Genomic DNA, 17,268 nt, shown 5'->3' with positions numbered 1-17,268 from the left:
CCCCTGTCAAAAGCAGCAATGGATGTCTGATATTAATTTCCTCCTGTATAATCGAGATTTCTCTCAAACAATGTATTTAATGAAATATTTTCCCGGAATGTGACTTCCTGGGAGCCGTTCACCGTGATCTGCACCCGGTTGACATTGGACAGTTCCGATAAGGAGTTCACAATGGAATAAATCGGAATATAATCCTTTACTTCCAGGGAATTGTTTAAAAATGCTGCATCAAAATTAACATAGCAGACGTTTTCATTGACGGAAACATTTAAAATCTTGATATCCGAATTTAAAGTCGGCATCAGTCCCGGCTGTTCCGGTCCGCTGATGAGTTCTTCAATGATGACCCGCTCTACGGATGTGTTTACATTATGCATGACACTGCGTTTTTCCGGATACAGCATCGTCCCATCTTCATCCGTAAAATACAACGTCAGCTCTGTGCGCTCATAGGCATTGACATCGGTAATGCTGTCTACAAAATCCGTTGCGGAAATCGGACCAACCGGCATTCCGTTTCGATCTAACAGAGGCTGGTCACCAGAGTAAATGCTGATATATTCAATCCCCGGCACCTGGGTCAGGGTTCTTGCCAGCGCTGCCCGGCATAAAATCTCCTGGCAGGCATTCATACTGGTGTAGTTGTTGTCAAAAAACAGGTAAAGCACATTGTCATCCTGACGGCAGCCAAGATACACTACCTTATCGGATAAAACAGCCTGGGCATCCAGATCAGCCGGTACATGAAGCATCGCATCCACCAGTTCCCCGACCAGACGCTCCGTATCGTCTGTTTTGGTGCGGTAGGGCTGCGCAATCAGCTTATTTGCTGCCTGGTTCATATAATAGATCTGATACTCTGATTCGCCATCCTGCAAAGGAGTGTTCCGTTTCTGACATCCGCTCAGAAAAAGCCCTGCCAGAAGAACGATCAGAAGCATCAGGCGATTCCTGTAAAAAAGCCTGCCGGCCTTTTTGCATCGATACTGCGATTGTTTCATAAAACTCCTCCTGCTAGGCGATATAGTTTAATGGAATGCGAAGCGTAAAGGTACTGCCTTCCCCTTCTTTGCTGGAAAGTTTGATCGCTCCCTTATGCATCAGTACGACATTCCTGGTAATGGCAAGACCAAGACCACTTCCGCCGGTTTCCCGCGAACGGGCTTTATCTACCCGGTAGAAACGTTCGAAAATACGATCCTGGACATCTTCCGGAATTCCAATTCCGGAGTCCTGCACCTTGAGATAGAAAAATTTATGGTCTGCATCCAGGGTTACACGCACCCATCCTTCTTCCATATTATATTTGATCGCATTTTCTACCAGATTGGTGATGGCAAGGGACAGCTTCATTTCATCGACGTCGGCCGTCACCTCCCGGATACTCTCAAAGATCAGTTCTACCTTCCGGCGGTTTGCGATCGGCTTTAAGCGTTTTAAGATCTGCTCTACCAGCGTATTTAAGTTTACCTGGGTTATATTTAACTCCGCTTCTGACTTATCCATTTTTACCAGGGATAACAGATCATCGATAATTTTGCTCTCGCGGTCAATTTCATTTGAAATATCTTCCATAAACTCCCGGTAAAGTTCTACCGGCACCTCGCCCATGCCCATCAGGGAATCTGCCAGTACGCGGATCGATGTGATCGGCGTCTTCAGTTCATGGGACACATTGGAAACAAATTCCTGTCTGGACTGATCGACTTCCTGAAGCTTCGTGATGGTCTGGGCAACCGAATTCGAAATATCCCGTGTTTCCCGATATGCCTCGGAGCTGATATCGGTATCGAGAGCTCCCTGCTCCACATGATGCAGGCGGACCTGGAAGTCCTTGAACGGGCGGACCATCATGGCCGCCGCCAGTACTGCAGCCAGAATCAGCACCAGAACCAGGATCACCTGAAACAGAATCAGCCGGTCTCCTACCGTGTCGGTCAGGCGTATCATGGCCTCGGTTGATGCAGTCACAACCAGAACCCCCTCGACATGCTTGTCCTGGGACAGACTGTAGATTGGGATTGCCTGGGCAAAATAATGCTTATCGCGGTTGTACCGGCTCACGGTTTCCCCCTGAAAACTGCGGATGACGGTATCCGCGATATGAATGCGGTCTTCCGCAATATGGAAGGTATCCTGCACGATCTTGAAATCCTGGTTCACCACGACAATGCGTCCATTGTAAACATCTGCAATCGTCTCAATCTCACTGTTTAAATTGCTCCGGTCTTCCCCGGAAAGATATCCGGTGCGTGCGATTTTGCTGCTTAAGATCTGACACTGATTCTGCACTTCTACCATGCGCTCGTCGATCTGGGTCTGCCTGAGCGAGCTTAAGATTGTCTGGGTGCACAAAAACATGGGAATGATACCAAACAGGACCAGGCAGACCGTGATTGGCAATTTTAAACTGACGACCCGTTTTTTCAGCCAGGGAATCTGCAGTTTTTTCATTTTATAAGCCATAGCGTTTCCGTTCTGCCTCAATATCGATCTTCTTGGACATGGCGATTGCCAGGGAACCTGGTCCGATGTGGCAGGCAATGCTCAAAGACAGCGGTGCCTGATCAATTGCACCGGCAGCCGGATACTGTGCTTCGATCTCTTTTGCAAACTCTTCTGCAGGTTCCGTATTCTGGGTATGTGCCACAAAGATCCAGGTATTTTCTGCCTTTGGATCTGCATAACGCTCAGAAAGGTCTTTCTCTGCCGCGGACAGCATTGTTGTGCGCGCCTGCTTCATGGTACGGACTTTGGAAAAAGAATCCAGCTTTTCGCCCTGGATCTGGAGCACCGGTTTGATGCGCAGCAGGGTACCAAGCGCTGCTGCTGCCGGTGTGATACGTCCGCCTTTTTTCAGGAACTTCAGGGTGTCAACCGTGATGTAAATGCTGGATTCCATCTTGACACGTTCCAGGATTTCGAAAATCTGCTTTCCGTTAAAACCAGCCTCTGCCAGTTCCTTCGCGTCCATTGCGGCACGGCGCTGGGTCACGGAGATGCGCTGGTTGTTCACGACAAATACCTTATCTTCATAGGGCTCATCCTGCGCCAGCATACGGGCAGTCTGACAGGATCCGCTTAAGCCGCTGGACATCGGGATGTGGACGATCTGCTCGTAGCCCTGTGCAAACAAGCTGTCCCACAGATCTGTAACCGCCTGCGGGGAAGGCTGGGAAGTACTGATGTCCGCATCTTCCGCCTGACGTTTGTAAAATTCTTCCTGGGTCAGGTTGATATCCTCCTCAAAGGTTTCTCCGTTGATCATAAATGGCATCGGCAGCACATAAATCCCCATGGTTTTTGCCTGCTCCTGGGTAATTCCGCTGTTGCTGTCCGTTACGATTGCAATTTTCATACTCTGCTTTTTCTCCTTCCGGGGTATCGTGATCCGGTCTGAACCGGTCTTGTTTCCATTCTGTCCCGTAACTATTTTTCACGTACACAGCCACGGGATCTCAGTGTTACAGTTCATTCTATCTCATTTTTTATGGAAATGGAAGCAGTATTTCATCTTGGAAGGAAAAAGAAACTGTGTTAGGATAGTGAGTGGGAACCCGGTCATTTCATTGCCGGTGTCGTTCGCAACATCTGCGGTTTCCCTATTACAAACGAAAAGGAGTATTTTTTCATGGAAACTGTTACCCTGGGGCTGTTTTCCCTTATTCTGATAACCTGTCTTATCTTCGGGCTTCCTACCCTGTATGCCCTCTTTGCAGGACTCATCCTCTTTAGCGGATATGCATTAAAAAAAAGGAATCCTCCAAAGAAGATTCTCTCCATGCTCATCTCCGGCATTCTCACTGCCAAAAACATTCTGATCGTGTTTGTCCTGATTGGGATGATGACAGCCCTGTGGCGCGCCTGCGGGACGATTCCGTTTATCATCTGCCACGCCACCAGACTTTTGCGCCCGGAAGTGCTCTTACTTGTCTCATTTCTCTTAAACAGTGCGCTCTCTGTGCTGACCGGTACTTCATTTGGCACGGCAGCCACCATCGGTGTGATCTGCATGGCCATGGGCGTCTCTGCCGGTGCAAACCCGATGCTTCTCGGCGGTGCCATTCTCTCCGGAGCCTTTTTCGGAGACCGCTGTTCCCCGTTTTCCACCAGCGCACTTCTGGTCAGCGAGCTGACGAAAACCAGCATCTTTGACAACATCAAAAACATGGTCCGCACCGCATGGCTTCCGTTTCTTCTGACCTGCATCCTGTACGGGGTTTTCGGCTTCCAGCTGCACAGTCAGGCTGAAACGACGGATCTTACCGCCCTGTTCGGGCGGGAGGTTGTGCTTCACCCGGCAGCGATCCTGCCAGCCATTGTGATCCTGATTCTGGCGCTGATGCGCATCCCGGTAAAATTTGCCATGCTTGCCAGCATCGCCGTTTCCCTGATCGTTGGCTTTTTCATTCAGGATTTGTCCTTTTCCGACCTGCCGCAGCTGCTCTTATCCGGCTACCACGCTGCCGATCCGGAAGTTGCAGCATTTCTTGACGGAGGCGGAATCCTTTCCATGGTAAAAGTTGCCGCGATCGTGTGCATCTCTTCTTCCTACGCCGGCATCTTCCAGAATACCGGACTCTTAGACGGACTGAAGAACGGATTATCAAAGCTTGGATCACGTATTACCCCGTTCGGCGCAATCCTGACAGCTGCCATCGGTACTTCCATGATTGCCTGCAACCAGACCCTTTCCATTATGCTGACCAGACAGCTGGGAAATGACTTAGAGCCCAACAACAGCCGCATGGCTCTTGATCTGGAAAACTCTGCCGTTGTCGTCGCACCGCTCATCCCGTGGTCCATTGCGGGCGCCGTTCCCCTGGCAACCATCGGAGCCCCCATGAGCAGCCTGCTTGCGGCATTCTTTCTGTATCTGGTGCCGCTGTGCTATCTTTTCAGCGCCGCCAATAAAGCAGGGCATGTGCGGCACCTAAATCGGCTTTTCTAACAGTCTCTTGTAATATGCGCGTGCCTGATACAGCGCCTGCACCGGATTGTTTCCAAGGACACGGTCCTTTACTACCAGGGTTGTTGTCAGACCCTTCGCATACTTGATAAACAGGCTGTCATGTCCACAGCACAATCCCATGATGATGTTTAAATCCACTTTTTCTTTATTTAAAAGCTTTGCCTGCAGAATCGGATTGCACATTACATTGCCGGTTACACAGGTGTATTCCGGTTTGACGCCGATATCTGTTTTTAACATGGAGCCGGTTTTGCAGGCTGCGCTGTAAACCTCAAACCCGTTTAGGCGCAGGATCTTTGCCAAAATCCGGCTTTCTTCCAGGAGACCGATGCAGGTCGCGATTCCCAGCTTTTTCGCGCCGATGCGTCTTGCAAACTCGATGGTCTCTTCCACACGGGTATATCTGCCGTAGAATTCCCCTTCTACTTCCGCAGAAGCAATGGCTACTTTTTTGTTGACCCGGTTTTCATACAGGTGCGCGATCTCCTGCAGCTCTTCCTCCGTCAGTGCTGCGGTCGCGCAAAACTCCGGATAGTCTCCGTTATGCTTTTTGCAGCCGCATTTTCCGCAATCCACGCAGCTGAAGCAGGTCTGTTTTTTCTCACTCATGTTTTCATTCTCCTCTCCTAAAATTCATGGCTGTCCATACGTCCCGGAATTTCTGAGATCCGCGCCTCCAGATAGTCGCGGTTTGCCCGCAGATAGTCCCGCAGTTCTTCTTTCCATGCATCGCAGGAACCATTGTAAGCAGCTGTCAGGGCTGTTTCTGCAAGGATATTGCGAACCGGAAACAAGCCAAGCGCCTCTTCCTCAAAGCGTTTGCGCAGATCCGGATTCGGAATGATCGCATAAGCCAGCGGAAGTCCCGGAATATTTGCGATCTTTCCTGCGCTGCAGAGGGTGATGCTGTTTTGCTCTGCCTCTTTGTTCAGGCTGAAATACGGGATATGCTCCCCTTCCAGGACCAGCTCACAGTGGATCTCATCGGCTACCACGAAAAGCTCATGCTTTTTTGCAAAATCTGCAACCTGTGTAAGCTCCTGCCTCGTAAATACCCGTCCAACCGGGTTATGCGGATTGCAGAGCACATATACGCCCGTCTGCGGGGTAACCGCCTGCTCCAGCGCTTCAAAGTCCATGGTGTAAAACAGATTGTTTTCTTTCATTGGAACCTCTGTCACAGCGGCCCTGGCTTCCTGCGGCAGACGGCGGATATGGGTATACATCGGTGTGGAATAAAGAATGCTTCCGTCTCCGCCCTGACGGTCCCATTTTGCACAGTTTGTCCCTTTCCGGTTCAGAACCTGATCAAATTGTACCATAATTCATCCTCACAATCTATATCTGATAGTCATAATCATTCGGTAAAATACGCTGCAAAAACGCGCGGGTACGCGGATTTTTCGGCGCAGTCAGAAGCTCTTTTGGTGTCCCGGTTTCGACAACCACACCTCCATCCATGAACACGATCTTTGTCGCAATTTCCATGGCAAAGCTGATCTCATGCGTAACGACGATCATGGTCATCCCCTGCTTTGCCACTTCTTTCATGACATTTAAGACCTCTCCCACCAGTTCCGGGTCCAGTGCACTGGTAGGCTCATCAAACTTCCAGAAAAATGCAATCACTACTGAAATGACTGAAAATAAGCTAACACTCAGCCAATTTAGTGATGCTTGCAGTTTTTTTCGTACGCAGCGGAGCCAAAAAAGTAGGGCGTGTATGAGTCTGACTTCTGGAATTTTCAGCATATCAGTTGTTTCGCCTCCCCCGCACACATGTCCGAATGCAGCGGATGTAAATCCGATGCAGGCGAACATGTGTCAGCGAAAGCAAGCGAACAACGATATGTGAAAATGGAGGAAGTCAGACTCGTACACGCCCGGACTTTCTAATCGACTTACTGTGCGATATTGTTTATTTGACCAGCAGGGATTTTCCAGTCATTTCTTTCGGCTGCTCCATTCCCATCAGTTCGATGAGGGTCGGAGCGATATCTGCCAGGCAGCCGCCCTCTCTTAACTTGTAGGACGGGTCTGCATTGACCAGGATGAACGGAACCGGGTTGGTGGTATGTGCGGTCCACGGCTCGCCGGTGCTGTAATCTACCAGCTGCTCTGCATTTCCGTGGTCTGCGCAGATAAACATCACACCATTCACTTCTTTGATGGCATCAACCGCTCTGCCGACGCAGGCATCTACCGTCTCGATGGCCTTGATGGCTGCGCTCTCCACTCCGGTATGGCCAACCATATCCGGGTTCGCGAAGTTGATGATGATGACATCGTACTTGCCGGACTTAATACAGTCTACCAGCTTGTCACAGACAGCCGGTGCGCTCATCTCCGGCTTTAAGTCGTAGGTTGCTACTTCCTTCGGGGACGGAACCAGAATACGGTCTTCACCCGGATTCGGCTCCTCGACACCGCCGTTAAAGAAGAAGGTTACATGCGCATATTTCTCGGTCTCTGCGATACGGGCCTGCTTTAAGCCGTGCGCAGCTAAAAACTCACCAAAGGTATTGGTGATGCTCTCTTTCTTGAATGCAACCAGCTTGTTTTCAATGGTCTCGTCGTAATCGGTGAAGCAGACAAAGGTTGTTTTGATGCGCTCGCCGCGGTCAAAACCAGTAAATTCATCATCGCAGAAGGTGCGGGTCAGCTGACGTGCACGGTCCGGACGGAAGTTAAAGAAGATCACGGAATCGCCGTTTTTGATGGTTGCGACCGGAGCACCGTTTTCCGTAATGACCGTCGGCAGCATAAACTCATCCGTCTTACCGTCATCGTAAGAAGCCTGAATGGCATCCACTGCATGCTCTGCATGAACACCCTCGCCCTTGCTCAGCGCGTTGTAGGCTTTCTCCACGCGATCCCAGTTTTTATCACGGTCCATGGCATAATAACGACCGGAAACAACGCCAACTTTGCCGACGCCCAGCTCTGCCATCTTCGCTTCCAGTGCTTCCACGAACTCTTTTCCGGAGGTCGGCGGGGTGTCACGACCATCTAAGAAGCAATGAACATAAACTTTGGAAAGCCCGTTTCTCTTAGCCAGTTCCAGCAGTCCGTAAATATGGGTGATGTGGCTGTGCACACCGCCGTCGGATACCAGACCGAACATATGCAGCGCGGAATCGTTCTTCTTGCAGTTCTCGACTGCTGCCATCAGTTCCTCATTCTGGAAGAAATCACCATCCTCAATCGACTTGGTGATACGGGTCAGCTCCTGGTATACGATGCGTCCTGCACCCATATTTAAGTGACCAACCTCAGAGTTACCCATCTGTCCGTCCGGCAGACCGACTGCCAGACCGCTTGCCTGGCCCTTTACAAACGGGCACTGGCTCATAAGCTGGTCCATGATCGGGGTCTTGCCCTCGCAGACTGCGTTCGCCTCACAATGATCGTTTAATCCGTATCCATCCAGGATCATTAATACCACTGGTCTTTTTTCCATGACTTGTTCTCCTTTTTCTTTAACGACCGGCTTCCGGTCCGATGGCTGCTGTTTTCCATGCGGCAGACAGCAGCTCTTTTCCTGCATTCCCAATGTGGTTTGTCTAAATTTTGACGAACCAGTTATATTGTACTTCAAGAAAAACAATAATGCAAGGTAGAATTCTGATTCTGCGAAGATTTCTCGTTGCCGTTCACACGTGCGTGCCAGGCAACGGGATTTTGCCGATGCTTCGCATTCCAAATCGGCAAAATCTGCTACCAGAACTGTATCTTACGGAATTTTCAGTTCAGAAAATTCCTACCCGTATACAGCAACCAGGTTTCCACTCATTGCTTCTCTGATGTCGCCGGAATCTTCCCAAGCCGTACCTGCTCTAAGTATTCAGCCAGATCCTTCTCTACATCTGCGAAGAGATAACGTTTTCCAGGCTTTACCAGATGCCCCCGGTCTTCCTCAATCTGGCGGCTGACGCGCTCCATGTCTTCCTCCAGATCACTGGCTGACATGAGAAGGCAGCCCTGGCTGCGGATGATGACCTGCTCCAGTCCATCGGAAGTTGCCACGGTCACCCGGTATTTCTTTCCCATCTGATGGGCAAATTTTTCGATGTACTGGTCCGCGGTCTCAGCCTCTTTGGTATAAACCACATGAATATTGTGATAATCCTCCGTGCTTCCAACTCCGCCGCTCACCTTGTAGGCATCAAATACCACGATCAGGTTGTATTTGCGGTAGCCCTGATAGTTACAGAGCATGTCCATGAGACGGTGCCGCGCACCATCCAGAGTGACCTTCATCAGCTCCCGAAGTTCCTCCCAGGCATAGAGGATGTTGTAGCCATCCACAAGAAGGTATTCTTCCACGGGTTCTTCCTTTTTGGTATGCGCATATTTTCCAGGATCATACACCACCTGGCGCGGACCGCTGTCGTAGGAGCGTTTGCGCTTGCTCTCGCCGTAGGTACGGGTAAAAATGGCTTCGAGTTCTTTTTCATCGGCACCGAAAGACGCACCACCAGAATTAGAACAGCTTCCAGTCTGCGATACGGATCTGCCAGATATCCCTACGGTTCCTGCTCCCGCATTTCTGCCATCCCCAGGAGACGCGCCAATGTTCCTTCCAGCTCCGCCCCCCGTATTCCATCCATCAGCGGCGTCATCGCCGGTATTCGCCGCGGCTTCCTCTCCCAGCACCGGAATTCCGGTCTGGATATGCATGTAATGCTTCACCTCATACCATGGCACCACAAAGCCGGCTCCATGGGCACAGAATACCGAGCCCGTCGGATCCGCCAGGTCCAGTTCTGCCTCATAACCTGTTTCCTGCACCACTTCCACCGCATTATGGCATGGGAAATATCCCTGAAGCACGCAGCTTAACCGTCCGCGTCCTTTCGTGTAGGAAACAACCTCCCGCTGGTAATTCTGCATGGTGGCAACCGGAACCACACCGCTTAAAACCATATTTTCTTCCTCTAACTGCGGCGGTTCAAAGGTTCCCTTCATGCGCTCCAGATCCGTCATGGCGCGGCCTACATACTCGGACGGCACCTCCAGCTTAAACGCGTAATACGGCTCTAAAATCTGCACACATCCTTCCGCTGCTGCCTCACACAGTCCCTGGCGGACTGCCCGGTACGTGGCCTGGCGGAAATCCCCGCCTTCGGTGTGTTTTAAATGGGCGCGTCCTGCGATCAGCGTAATCTGCATATCCGTAATTTCAGAGCCGGTGAGAACTCCACGATGGCGTTTTTCTTCCAGGTGGGTTAAGATCAGGCGCTGCCAGTTCCGGTCCAGAAAATCTTCACTGCAGCGGGCAGAAAACTGCAGACCACTGCCCGGTTCCCCCGGCTCCATCAGCAAATGGACCTCCGCATAATGGCGCAGCGGTTCAAAATGCCCCACGCCCTCTACGGTCTGCGTGATCGTCTCCTTGTATACAATACTTCCTGCATCCAGACGGATATCCACACCAAAGCGCTCTGCCACCAGACTTTTTAGCACCTCGATCTGTACCTCACCCATAACCTGCACTTGAATTTCCTGCGCCGGTTCATTCCAGGTAATGTGAAGTTCCGGTTCTTCCTCCTCAAGCTGCTTTAGTTCTGCTAGCATTTTATGGGCATCGCAGCCCTCCGGCAACTCTACACGGTAATTTAACACCGGTTCCAGGACCGGAAGCTCGGATTCTGCCTCCGTTCCAATCCCCTGGCCCGGATACGTTGTCACAGGACCGGTCACCGCACAGACCATGCCTGGCACAGCCTCATTCACAAGTTCGTATTTCGTGCCGGAATAAATGCGGATCTGGTTGACCTTCTCCGGTTCTTTGCCCTTTTCTTCCAGAAAATCTTTTACTTTCAGACAACCCGATGTGACTTTTAAGTGAGTCAGCCGGGCACCCTGATCATCGCGGGAGATCTTAAAGACTTTGGCACCAAATGCATTCCGGGAATCTTTCTGATCCCTGATTTCCGTTTTTCCAACGGCCTTCTCTGCTTTTGTACCAGCGGCCAAACTGTGTTTTTCGGTGTTTTCACTTCCCATCCACCGCTCCAGTCCGGCAAGCAGTTCCTCCACGCCCTGCAGCTTTAACGCCGAACCAAAATAACACGGAAACAGCTTCCGCTGCCGGATCAGCCCGCGGATCTGATCATCCGTAATGCTTTCATTTTCCAGATACTGCTCCAAAAGCGCTTCATCGGACATGGCGATGTTCTCCCACACGTCCTCCGGCACTGCATCCTCAGGCCCGTCCAGCGGTTCAAAATCCACGCAGGAATCATGCAGGCGTTTTTTCAGCTCTGCCATCAGCGCATCCCGGTCGGTTCCCGGCTGATCCATCTTGTTGATAAAAAGGAAGGTCGGAACCTGGTAACGTTTCAGTAAGCTCCACAACGTTTCCGTATGCCCCTGCACGCCATCTGCCCCGCTGATCACCAGCACCGCGCAGTCCAGCACCTGCAGTGTCCGCTCCATTTCCGCGGAAAAATCCACATGTCCCGGTGTATCAAGCAGTGTAACCGTGGTATCCCCAAGCTGGCATACTGCCTGCTTGGAAAAGATGGTAATGCCCCGTTCCCGCTCCAGCGCGTATGTATCCAGGTACGCATCCCGGTTATCTACACGCCCCAGTTTCCGTATGGTTCCGGACGTATATAAAATCGCCTCAGATAACGTCGTTTTCCCTGCATCTACATGGGCCAGAAGGCCGATGCAGCGATATGTCTTTGCTTTTTCCTGCTCCTGTACACCCATGAAAAAAGCCTCCTTTTCGTAATCGCATAATAGAAAAAATTATACCACAGAAGGAGGCTGTCGTCGAGAAAGTTCTTTTCATGGACCCTGGCTGGAACCCGGTTGGAAATCCCAGAAAATCCCTGGCAGGAAGATTTCCGATCTCCAACCAGATTTCTGACCATTTTGATGCATCCGGTCTTGTTCTACAGTTCCAGCCCCTGCGCAATGCCTTTGAGCGTCTCTGCCGACTGGATCAGCCTGGTCGTCTCGTCTTCATTCAGTGAGATCGGCACATGCGTTTCCACGCCGTCCGCCCCCAGAACTGCAGGCATACTCAGGGCAATGTCCCGGATGCCGTATTCCCCATGCATCATGGACGATACCGGCAAAATCGAGCGTTCATTGCGGACGATGCAGGCGCAGATCCGGCGCACGGACATGGCAATGCCGTAATACGTCGCCTGTTTTTTGGCGATGATATCGTAAGCACTGTTTTTGACAGATTCCGCGATCAGATCCAGCTTTTCTTTCGGATTCTCGTAACCGCGCATCTCACAGAATACATCCAGCGGAATGCCGGAAATATTGGTACTGCTCAGCACCGCGATCTCGCTGTCACCATGCTCTCCCACAATATAGGAATGTACACTGCGGCTGTCTACCTGCAAATGTTGTCCAAGCGCATATTTCATGCGTGCACTGTCCAGTACTGTTCCGGAACCGATCACCCGTTCTTCCGACAAACTGCTCAGGCGAAGTGCCACATAAGTCAAAATGTCTACCGGATTCGAGACGATCAGCAGAATCCCGCCAAAATTTCTGCCGGCAATTTCCGGGATGATGCTCTGATAGATTTCTACATTCCTGTGCACCAGATCCAGCCTTGTCTCATCCGGCTTCTGATTGGCCCCTGCTGTCACAATGATGATCGAAGCATCCGCAATATCATCGTAATCTCCTGCATAGATTTTCATGGGTGCCGCAAAGGGGACGCCGTGGGAAATATCCTTCGCCTCCCCGTCTGCCTTATCTTTATTCACATCCAGCAGCACCAGCTCCGAAAACAGTTTGCTCTGCATCAAGGTAAACGCAATCGCAGAGCCAACAAAGCCGCAGCCAATGACTGCGGCTTTTCTGGAACGAATCACATTACTCATAAGACCCTCTCTTTCTGACGCATTGTCAGAAACTAGTCTTTGCAGAACCGGAAATTCGTATACCAGCAATATGAAATTTTATTGTGTCCTTTTTCTTTTCTACCCCTGAATCAGCTTCTCTGCGTCCTTCATCCAGTCCGCTTTAAAGAAATAGATTGCCATTCCGACTGCACAGAGCGCCCAGGTGATAGGCCATCCTGCCATGACAACCATAAGACTGTGTGTTGCAGGTACTGTGATCGCCAGATAAATCTGACGGATCACCACAAACGTTCCAAGCATAAAGATCATCGGAATGCTGGATTTTCCTGCCCCGCGCAAAGAACCGCTTAAGATCTGAACCACCGGCAGCGTCCAGTACGCATAGGAAAACAGCTTTAACATGGCAGCACCGTTGGCAATGACTTCCTCATCATTCGTAAAAAGACTGACGAGAGCAGCACCGCCGCGGTTCATCAAAAAGCATCCTCCCACGATCAGGACAGAGCACATGATCCACGCCGTCAGCATGCCTTTCTTTACCCGTTCCGTTTTTCCCGCACCAATGTTCTGCCCGACAAACGTAGTGATCGTCATATTGAAGCTCTGCAGGATCAGCTGCAAAAATCCATCGATGCGGATGGTGGTAGAATAACCGGCGATTGCAGCGGTACCAAAGCTGTTGATATACGACTGCACGATCACATTGGAAAACGCCGTAATGCTCTGCTGAAATGCAGCCGGAAGTCCTACCAGGATAATCTGTCTGGTCATGGCCTTATGGAAACGGATCTTCTTTATTTCCACCCGGTACACTTCCCGGGTATGGATCAGCTGACGCATGACAAGAAATGCACTGACTGCCTGCGCGATCATGGTTCCAAGCGCAACACCGGCTACGCCAAGACGCGCCACACACACAAGCAGAACATCCAGGATCACATTCAGCACACTGGCTATTGCCAGGTAAATAAGCGGGTCCCGGGAGTTTCCGATCGCACGCAGAATTCCGGATCCCATATTATAGAACAACAGAAAGGTGATTCCGGCAAAATAAATAGTCAGATACAAGGTGGAATGCGGAAGTACTTCCTGTGGTACACCAATTGCCCGAAGCAGGGGTCTTGTGACTGCAATTCCTGCAATGGTAAACAGGACACTTAAAAATGCCGTCAAAGCCAGTGCACTGTGAATTGCATGGCTCATTTTTTCCTTATCCCCTGCACCAAAATACTGGGCAATGACAACACCAGCACCTACCGACAGACCCATAAAAAAGCCAACCAGCATCTGGATGACAGAGCCGGACGCTCCCACGGCTGCCAGTGCATTGGTGTCGACAAAATTTCCCACTACGTAGGAATCCGCCGTATTATACAGCTGCTGGAACAGATTTCCAATCAGCAGCGGGATTGCAAAAACCAAAAGGGCCTGAAAAATATTCCCCTCGATCAGATCTGCATGTTTACCCCTCAATTTCACACACCCCTTATCTGTCTGCCTGATGTTCTGCCAAATATGCTTCGGTCAATGCCACCGCATCCATAATACACTGCGGGCAGCTGCAGAGCACCTTTCCAGTCTCTACTCCTTTCAGCTCTCTGCACAGATAAGAACCGTTTTTCTCTTTGAATTTCATGACCTGTTCCTTAACCTGCTTGTAGGTTGCACCTTTGGTCGGCATGCCCTTTTCCAGATCCCCGACACTGTTTGCCAGTCCAATGATCATCATCATGCCGGAAAGGGCACCACACATCTCCATCATGCCCATGCCAAGACCAAAGCCCTCTGCGATTTTAAACATTTCCTGTTCGTCCACACCAAATTCTTTGCAGAACGTGCAGGCTACTGCCTGCGCACAGTTATACCCCTTGTCGTGTAAAGAAATTGCGTATTCTGCTTTTGTACCCATGTTGCTTTCCTCCGTCTGAATTTTTCTGGATTTGTTATAATATCTAGTATACTCCGAATTTTACAGACTGTCCACAAAGCATTTTACATGGATTTTACAGGTTCCCTATTCTAATATTTCATTGATCTGTTTCAGATCCGGAAACCACACCGGCATCTCCATCTCATCCTGATGTTCTCCGATCATTTTTTCCATCCAGACCATATTATACCAGCGTCCGAATTTGTAACCGCACTGATAAAATTCTCCTACCAGCCGGTATCCGATATGTGCATGATAATCCACGCTGTTTCTGGTCAGGTATTCATCATTTTCTGCTTCCGGAACTGCGATACAGGCTTCCATGTTGAGAATTCCCATCGCCCTGCATACGGCTTCCATGGCTCTATTCAGCTTTCTCCCCACCCCAGAATGCCGCAGGGTTTCATCCACATAGATAGAAGTTTCTACCGCCCAGCTGTACGCTTCGCGCTCATGAAAAACGCCCGCATAGGCATAACCGAGAATTTTTCCATTTTGCTCAGCTACGAGATAAGGGTATTTCTGCAGCGTATGCCTGATTCGTCCCCGAAATTCTTCCAGAGTCGGCGGCTCATACTCAAACGTGATTGCCGTTTTTACTACATAAGGCGTATAAATTGCTAAAAGTGCTTCTGCATCGGCCTCCGATGCCACACGGATCTGGATATCGTTTTTTTCCATATCATATGTTCTCACTTTCCCTTGTCTATCTTTTTAACTGCCAACTTGAATGATTCTTCCAAATTCCGCTGCAATTCGGTGAGAAATCGAAATCACCGTGCGGTCCTCCGAAACCTGTTTCAGTGCCTTTAAAACAGCCTGTTCGGTCTCCGCATCCAGATTAGCCGTAATCTCATCTAACAAAAACAGTTCCGGCTCTGCCGCAGCCGCCCGTGCGATCGATAAAAGCTGCCACTGCCCCTGGGAGAACAATTCCGGTGTGCAGACCGTATCGTAACCGTGCTCCATCTGCATAATCGTCTCATCAAGCCCGGTCAGCACCGCAGCCCGCTTTACGGCTTCCATGGAAATGTCCGGATCAAACAGCGTGATCTGGTCTTTGACGGTTCCGGGTACCTGGTGGAACGACTGCTCCACATAGCCAAACCGTTTTCTTCTTTCCAAATCCTGAATTTCAGACACCGGGCGGCCGTGAAGCAGTACCTGACCTGCCTGCGGCTGTCACCTGGAGAGCTTGTTCTTTATAGGCAGCTCCTGCCTTCTGGATCTGCACCTTCATCTTTTCTGCAATGAAATAAGATACCGGAGGAAAGATTATGGACAACAATGCCAGTCTCCAGTCGTAATACAGTAACATGCCTGCATACTTTTGTTTTTCCGCTTCCAGGGTTTCTGCAGTCTATCCGTCTGACGCTCCCCGTTGCTTCACACGGCTTGTCACGGTAGAAAAGCCCGCCTGACGTTCCCGCTTCGAACGCCAGTATAACGTATCCAGCGTCTCTAAAAACTGTTCTTTTTCTTTTTCCGGCAATTCTTCCAAAAGCCACTCATAAAAAACAGATTCGATTCGTGCTTTTGAATTTTTCAGATGTTCTGCCTGCTCTGTCGCATACAAAAGCTGACTTCTTCCATCTTTGGGATTCGGTTTGCGGACCAGGTAGCCTTTCGCCTCCAGACTGGCTGCCCTTCTGGCCGCAGCTCCTTTGTCAATCTGGAGCTGTTCCCGCACCTGAGTCTGGGTAATTCCCGGATTGTGGCGCACCAGATGGATAAAATCAAATTCCGCCGTACCAATGCCTTCCTCTTTCATGGTCTGAACGGTAAATTTGCTGACCTCGCGCGCAATTTTTGTGATTTTTCTTTCGGTTTGATCCATACTATCATCCGCCTTTCTCTGTTTCCGAAGATACGTCTTGCATTTAGATGTATCTGCAACTATTTAGATGATAGTACAACCATTTGTTGCTGTCAAGTTTCTTTTCTTACAGCTTCGGCCAGCATTTCGGCAGTTTCGGATTTTCCACCCGCACCGGCTCCGGGTAAACCGCTCCAAACAGTTCCAGTTCTACATGGTCCAGGATTTCCGGCTTTACCGGGCGGTTCACTTCCACACCCGGAATCGGAAATCAACCGGCACCGTTGGCACCTGCGCGATACGTAAAATCTCATCCATGCCGGAAATGACCGTTCCAAATACCGGATAAATCCCCTTGTGATCCGGGCAGTCGCGAAGCGGAAAGAAAAATTCACAGCTTTCCAGACCCACATCCCCGTAACCACCCATGCAGACACATCCCGGATGGGAATCAAGCGGCGTCACGTCCGGATTTAAGATAAATTCATTGGGGGATCAGGTACTGGGTTTCCTTGTGACCAAATGCCGTGTAGCTCATATCCACCCAGTTTCCCGGCACAATGCGTTCAATGGCATGATGATCCAGATACCCATGGGATGCCGCATAAAGAAAGCTGTTCACCGTATTCGGAGCCGACTCTGGAAGCAGCTCGATCACGATTTTTGCCCCGTTTGCCATGTGCAGCGCTGCGATTGGATGTTTCATATC

18 protein-coding genes and 1 pseudogene are annotated in these 17,268 nt (G+C 50.3%); 1 reads left to right on the top strand and 18 read right to left on the bottom strand.

Annotated features, from left to right (window positions below; genetic code table 11):
• Positions 1–32: 32 nt before the first annotated feature.
• The 3 genes from DWZ40_RS16600 to DWZ40_RS16590 are packed head-to-tail and all read right to left on the bottom strand — an operon-like array spanning position 33 to position 3,358.
• Positions 33–1,001, bottom strand: coding sequence for a GerMN domain-containing protein (locus DWZ40_RS16600; protein ID WP_118543978.1), 969 nt, complete (start codon positions 999–1,001; stop codon positions 33–35).
• A 13-nt stretch (positions 1,002–1,014) separates the two neighbouring features.
• Positions 1,015–2,454: an ATP-binding protein gene (locus tag DWZ40_RS16595; protein ID WP_182431776.1), complete on the bottom strand. Its 1,440-nt coding sequence runs from the start codon at positions 2,452–2,454 to the stop codon at positions 1,015–1,017.
• A gap of 1 nt (position 2,455) precedes the next feature.
• Positions 2,456–3,358 carry a DegV family protein gene (locus tag DWZ40_RS16590; RefSeq protein ID WP_118543976.1) on the bottom strand — a complete coding sequence of 301 codons (903 nt, stop codon included), beginning with the start codon at positions 3,356–3,358 and terminating at the stop codon, positions 2,456–2,458.
• 273 nt (positions 3,359–3,631) lie between these two features.
• Between DWZ40_RS16590 and DWZ40_RS16585 the strand changes: the two genes are divergently transcribed.
• Positions 3,632–4,951, top strand: a complete 1,320-nt coding sequence (locus DWZ40_RS16585; RefSeq protein ID WP_118543975.1) for a Na+/H+ antiporter NhaC family protein — start codon at positions 3,632–3,634, stop codon at positions 4,949–4,951.
• On the opposite strand, the gene DWZ40_RS16580 is transcribed toward DWZ40_RS16585, so the two are convergent.
• From DWZ40_RS16580 to DWZ40_RS20370, 15 genes and pseudogenes are all read right to left on the bottom strand, one after another.
• On the bottom strand, positions 4,934–5,581 hold the full coding sequence (locus DWZ40_RS16580; RefSeq protein WP_118543974.1) for a DUF1847 domain-containing protein: 648 nt from the start codon (positions 5,579–5,581) through the stop codon (positions 4,934–4,936). The genes DWZ40_RS16585 and DWZ40_RS16580 overlap by 18 nt on opposite strands.
• Before the next feature lie 17 nt (positions 5,582–5,598).
• Positions 5,599–6,294, bottom strand: coding sequence for an aminotransferase class I/II-fold pyridoxal phosphate-dependent enzyme (locus DWZ40_RS16575; protein ID WP_118543973.1), 696 nt, complete (start codon positions 6,292–6,294; stop codon positions 5,599–5,601).
• 16 nt (positions 6,295–6,310) lie between these two features.
• Positions 6,311–6,580 (bottom strand): annotated as a pseudogene (locus DWZ40_RS16570) (amino acid ABC transporter ATP-binding protein); the annotation flags it as partial.
• Between the two features lie 310 nt (positions 6,581–6,890).
• Positions 6,891–8,432, bottom strand: coding sequence for a 2,3-bisphosphoglycerate-independent phosphoglycerate mutase (gene gpmI, locus DWZ40_RS16565; RefSeq protein WP_118543972.1), 1,542 nt, complete (start codon positions 8,430–8,432; stop codon positions 6,891–6,893).
• 329 nt (positions 8,433–8,761) lie between these two features.
• A complete protein-coding gene (locus tag DWZ40_RS16560) occupies positions 8,762–11,692 on the bottom strand; it encodes a TetM/TetW/TetO/TetS family tetracycline resistance ribosomal protection protein (RefSeq protein ID WP_118543971.1) in 2,931 nt (976 codons plus the stop codon).
• 185 nt (positions 11,693–11,877) lie between these two features.
• Entirely contained in the window at positions 11,878–12,831 is a 954-nt protein-coding gene (locus tag DWZ40_RS16555) for an L-lactate dehydrogenase (protein WP_118543970.1), read from the bottom strand.
• A 99-nt stretch (positions 12,832–12,930) separates the two neighbouring features.
• Positions 12,931–14,286, bottom strand: a complete 1,356-nt coding sequence (locus DWZ40_RS16550) for an MATE family efflux transporter (protein ID WP_243035376.1) — start codon at positions 14,284–14,286, stop codon at positions 12,931–12,933.
• A gap of 13 nt (positions 14,287–14,299) precedes the next feature.
• A complete protein-coding gene (locus DWZ40_RS16545; protein ID WP_118543969.1) occupies positions 14,300–14,722 on the bottom strand; it encodes a C-GCAxxG-C-C family protein in 423 nt (140 codons plus the stop codon).
• A 105-nt stretch (positions 14,723–14,827) separates the two neighbouring features.
• On the bottom strand, positions 14,828–15,424 hold the full coding sequence (locus tag DWZ40_RS16540) for a GNAT family N-acetyltransferase (RefSeq protein ID WP_118543968.1): 597 nt from the start codon (positions 15,422–15,424) through the stop codon (positions 14,828–14,830).
• Positions 15,425–15,457: 33 nt separating this feature from the next.
• Positions 15,458–15,886, bottom strand: coding sequence for an ATP-binding cassette domain-containing protein (locus DWZ40_RS16535; RefSeq protein WP_347560116.1), 429 nt, complete (start codon positions 15,884–15,886; stop codon positions 15,458–15,460).
• Entirely contained in the window at positions 15,879–16,061 is a 183-nt protein-coding gene (locus DWZ40_RS19850) for a hypothetical protein (RefSeq protein ID WP_347560115.1), read from the bottom strand. Before DWZ40_RS19850 ends, DWZ40_RS16535 begins: the two co-directional genes overlap by 8 nt.
• Before the next feature lie 42 nt (positions 16,062–16,103).
• The gene (locus DWZ40_RS16525; RefSeq protein WP_118543966.1) at positions 16,104–16,580 is read right to left on the bottom strand and encodes a MarR family transcriptional regulator; all 477 of its coding nucleotides are present in this window, start codon (positions 16,578–16,580) and stop codon (positions 16,104–16,106) included.
• Between the two features lie 106 nt (positions 16,581–16,686).
• Positions 16,687–16,809: a hypothetical protein gene (locus DWZ40_RS20380; RefSeq protein WP_279220680.1), complete on the bottom strand. Its 123-nt coding sequence runs from the start codon at positions 16,807–16,809 to the stop codon at positions 16,687–16,689.
• On the bottom strand, positions 16,806–17,024 hold the full coding sequence (locus DWZ40_RS20375) for a peptidylprolyl isomerase (RefSeq protein WP_347560114.1): 219 nt from the start codon (positions 17,022–17,024) through the stop codon (positions 16,806–16,808). Before DWZ40_RS20375 ends, DWZ40_RS20380 begins: the two co-directional genes overlap by 4 nt.
• 19 nt (positions 17,025–17,043) lie before the next feature.
• Complete coding sequence (locus DWZ40_RS20370; protein ID WP_279220678.1) at positions 17,044–17,265, bottom strand: peptidylprolyl isomerase; 222 nt, start codon at positions 17,263–17,265, stop codon at positions 17,044–17,046.
• Between the last annotated feature and the right edge of the window lie 3 nt (positions 17,266–17,268).

Source organism: Clostridium sp. AF32-12BH, assembly GCF_003477935.1.
Taxonomy (GTDB): Bacteria; Bacillota; Clostridia; order Lachnospirales; family Lachnospiraceae; genus Brotaphodocola.
The sequence above is the reverse complement of the archived record's forward strand: the minus strand, read 5'-3'. Positions and strand labels throughout refer to the sequence as shown.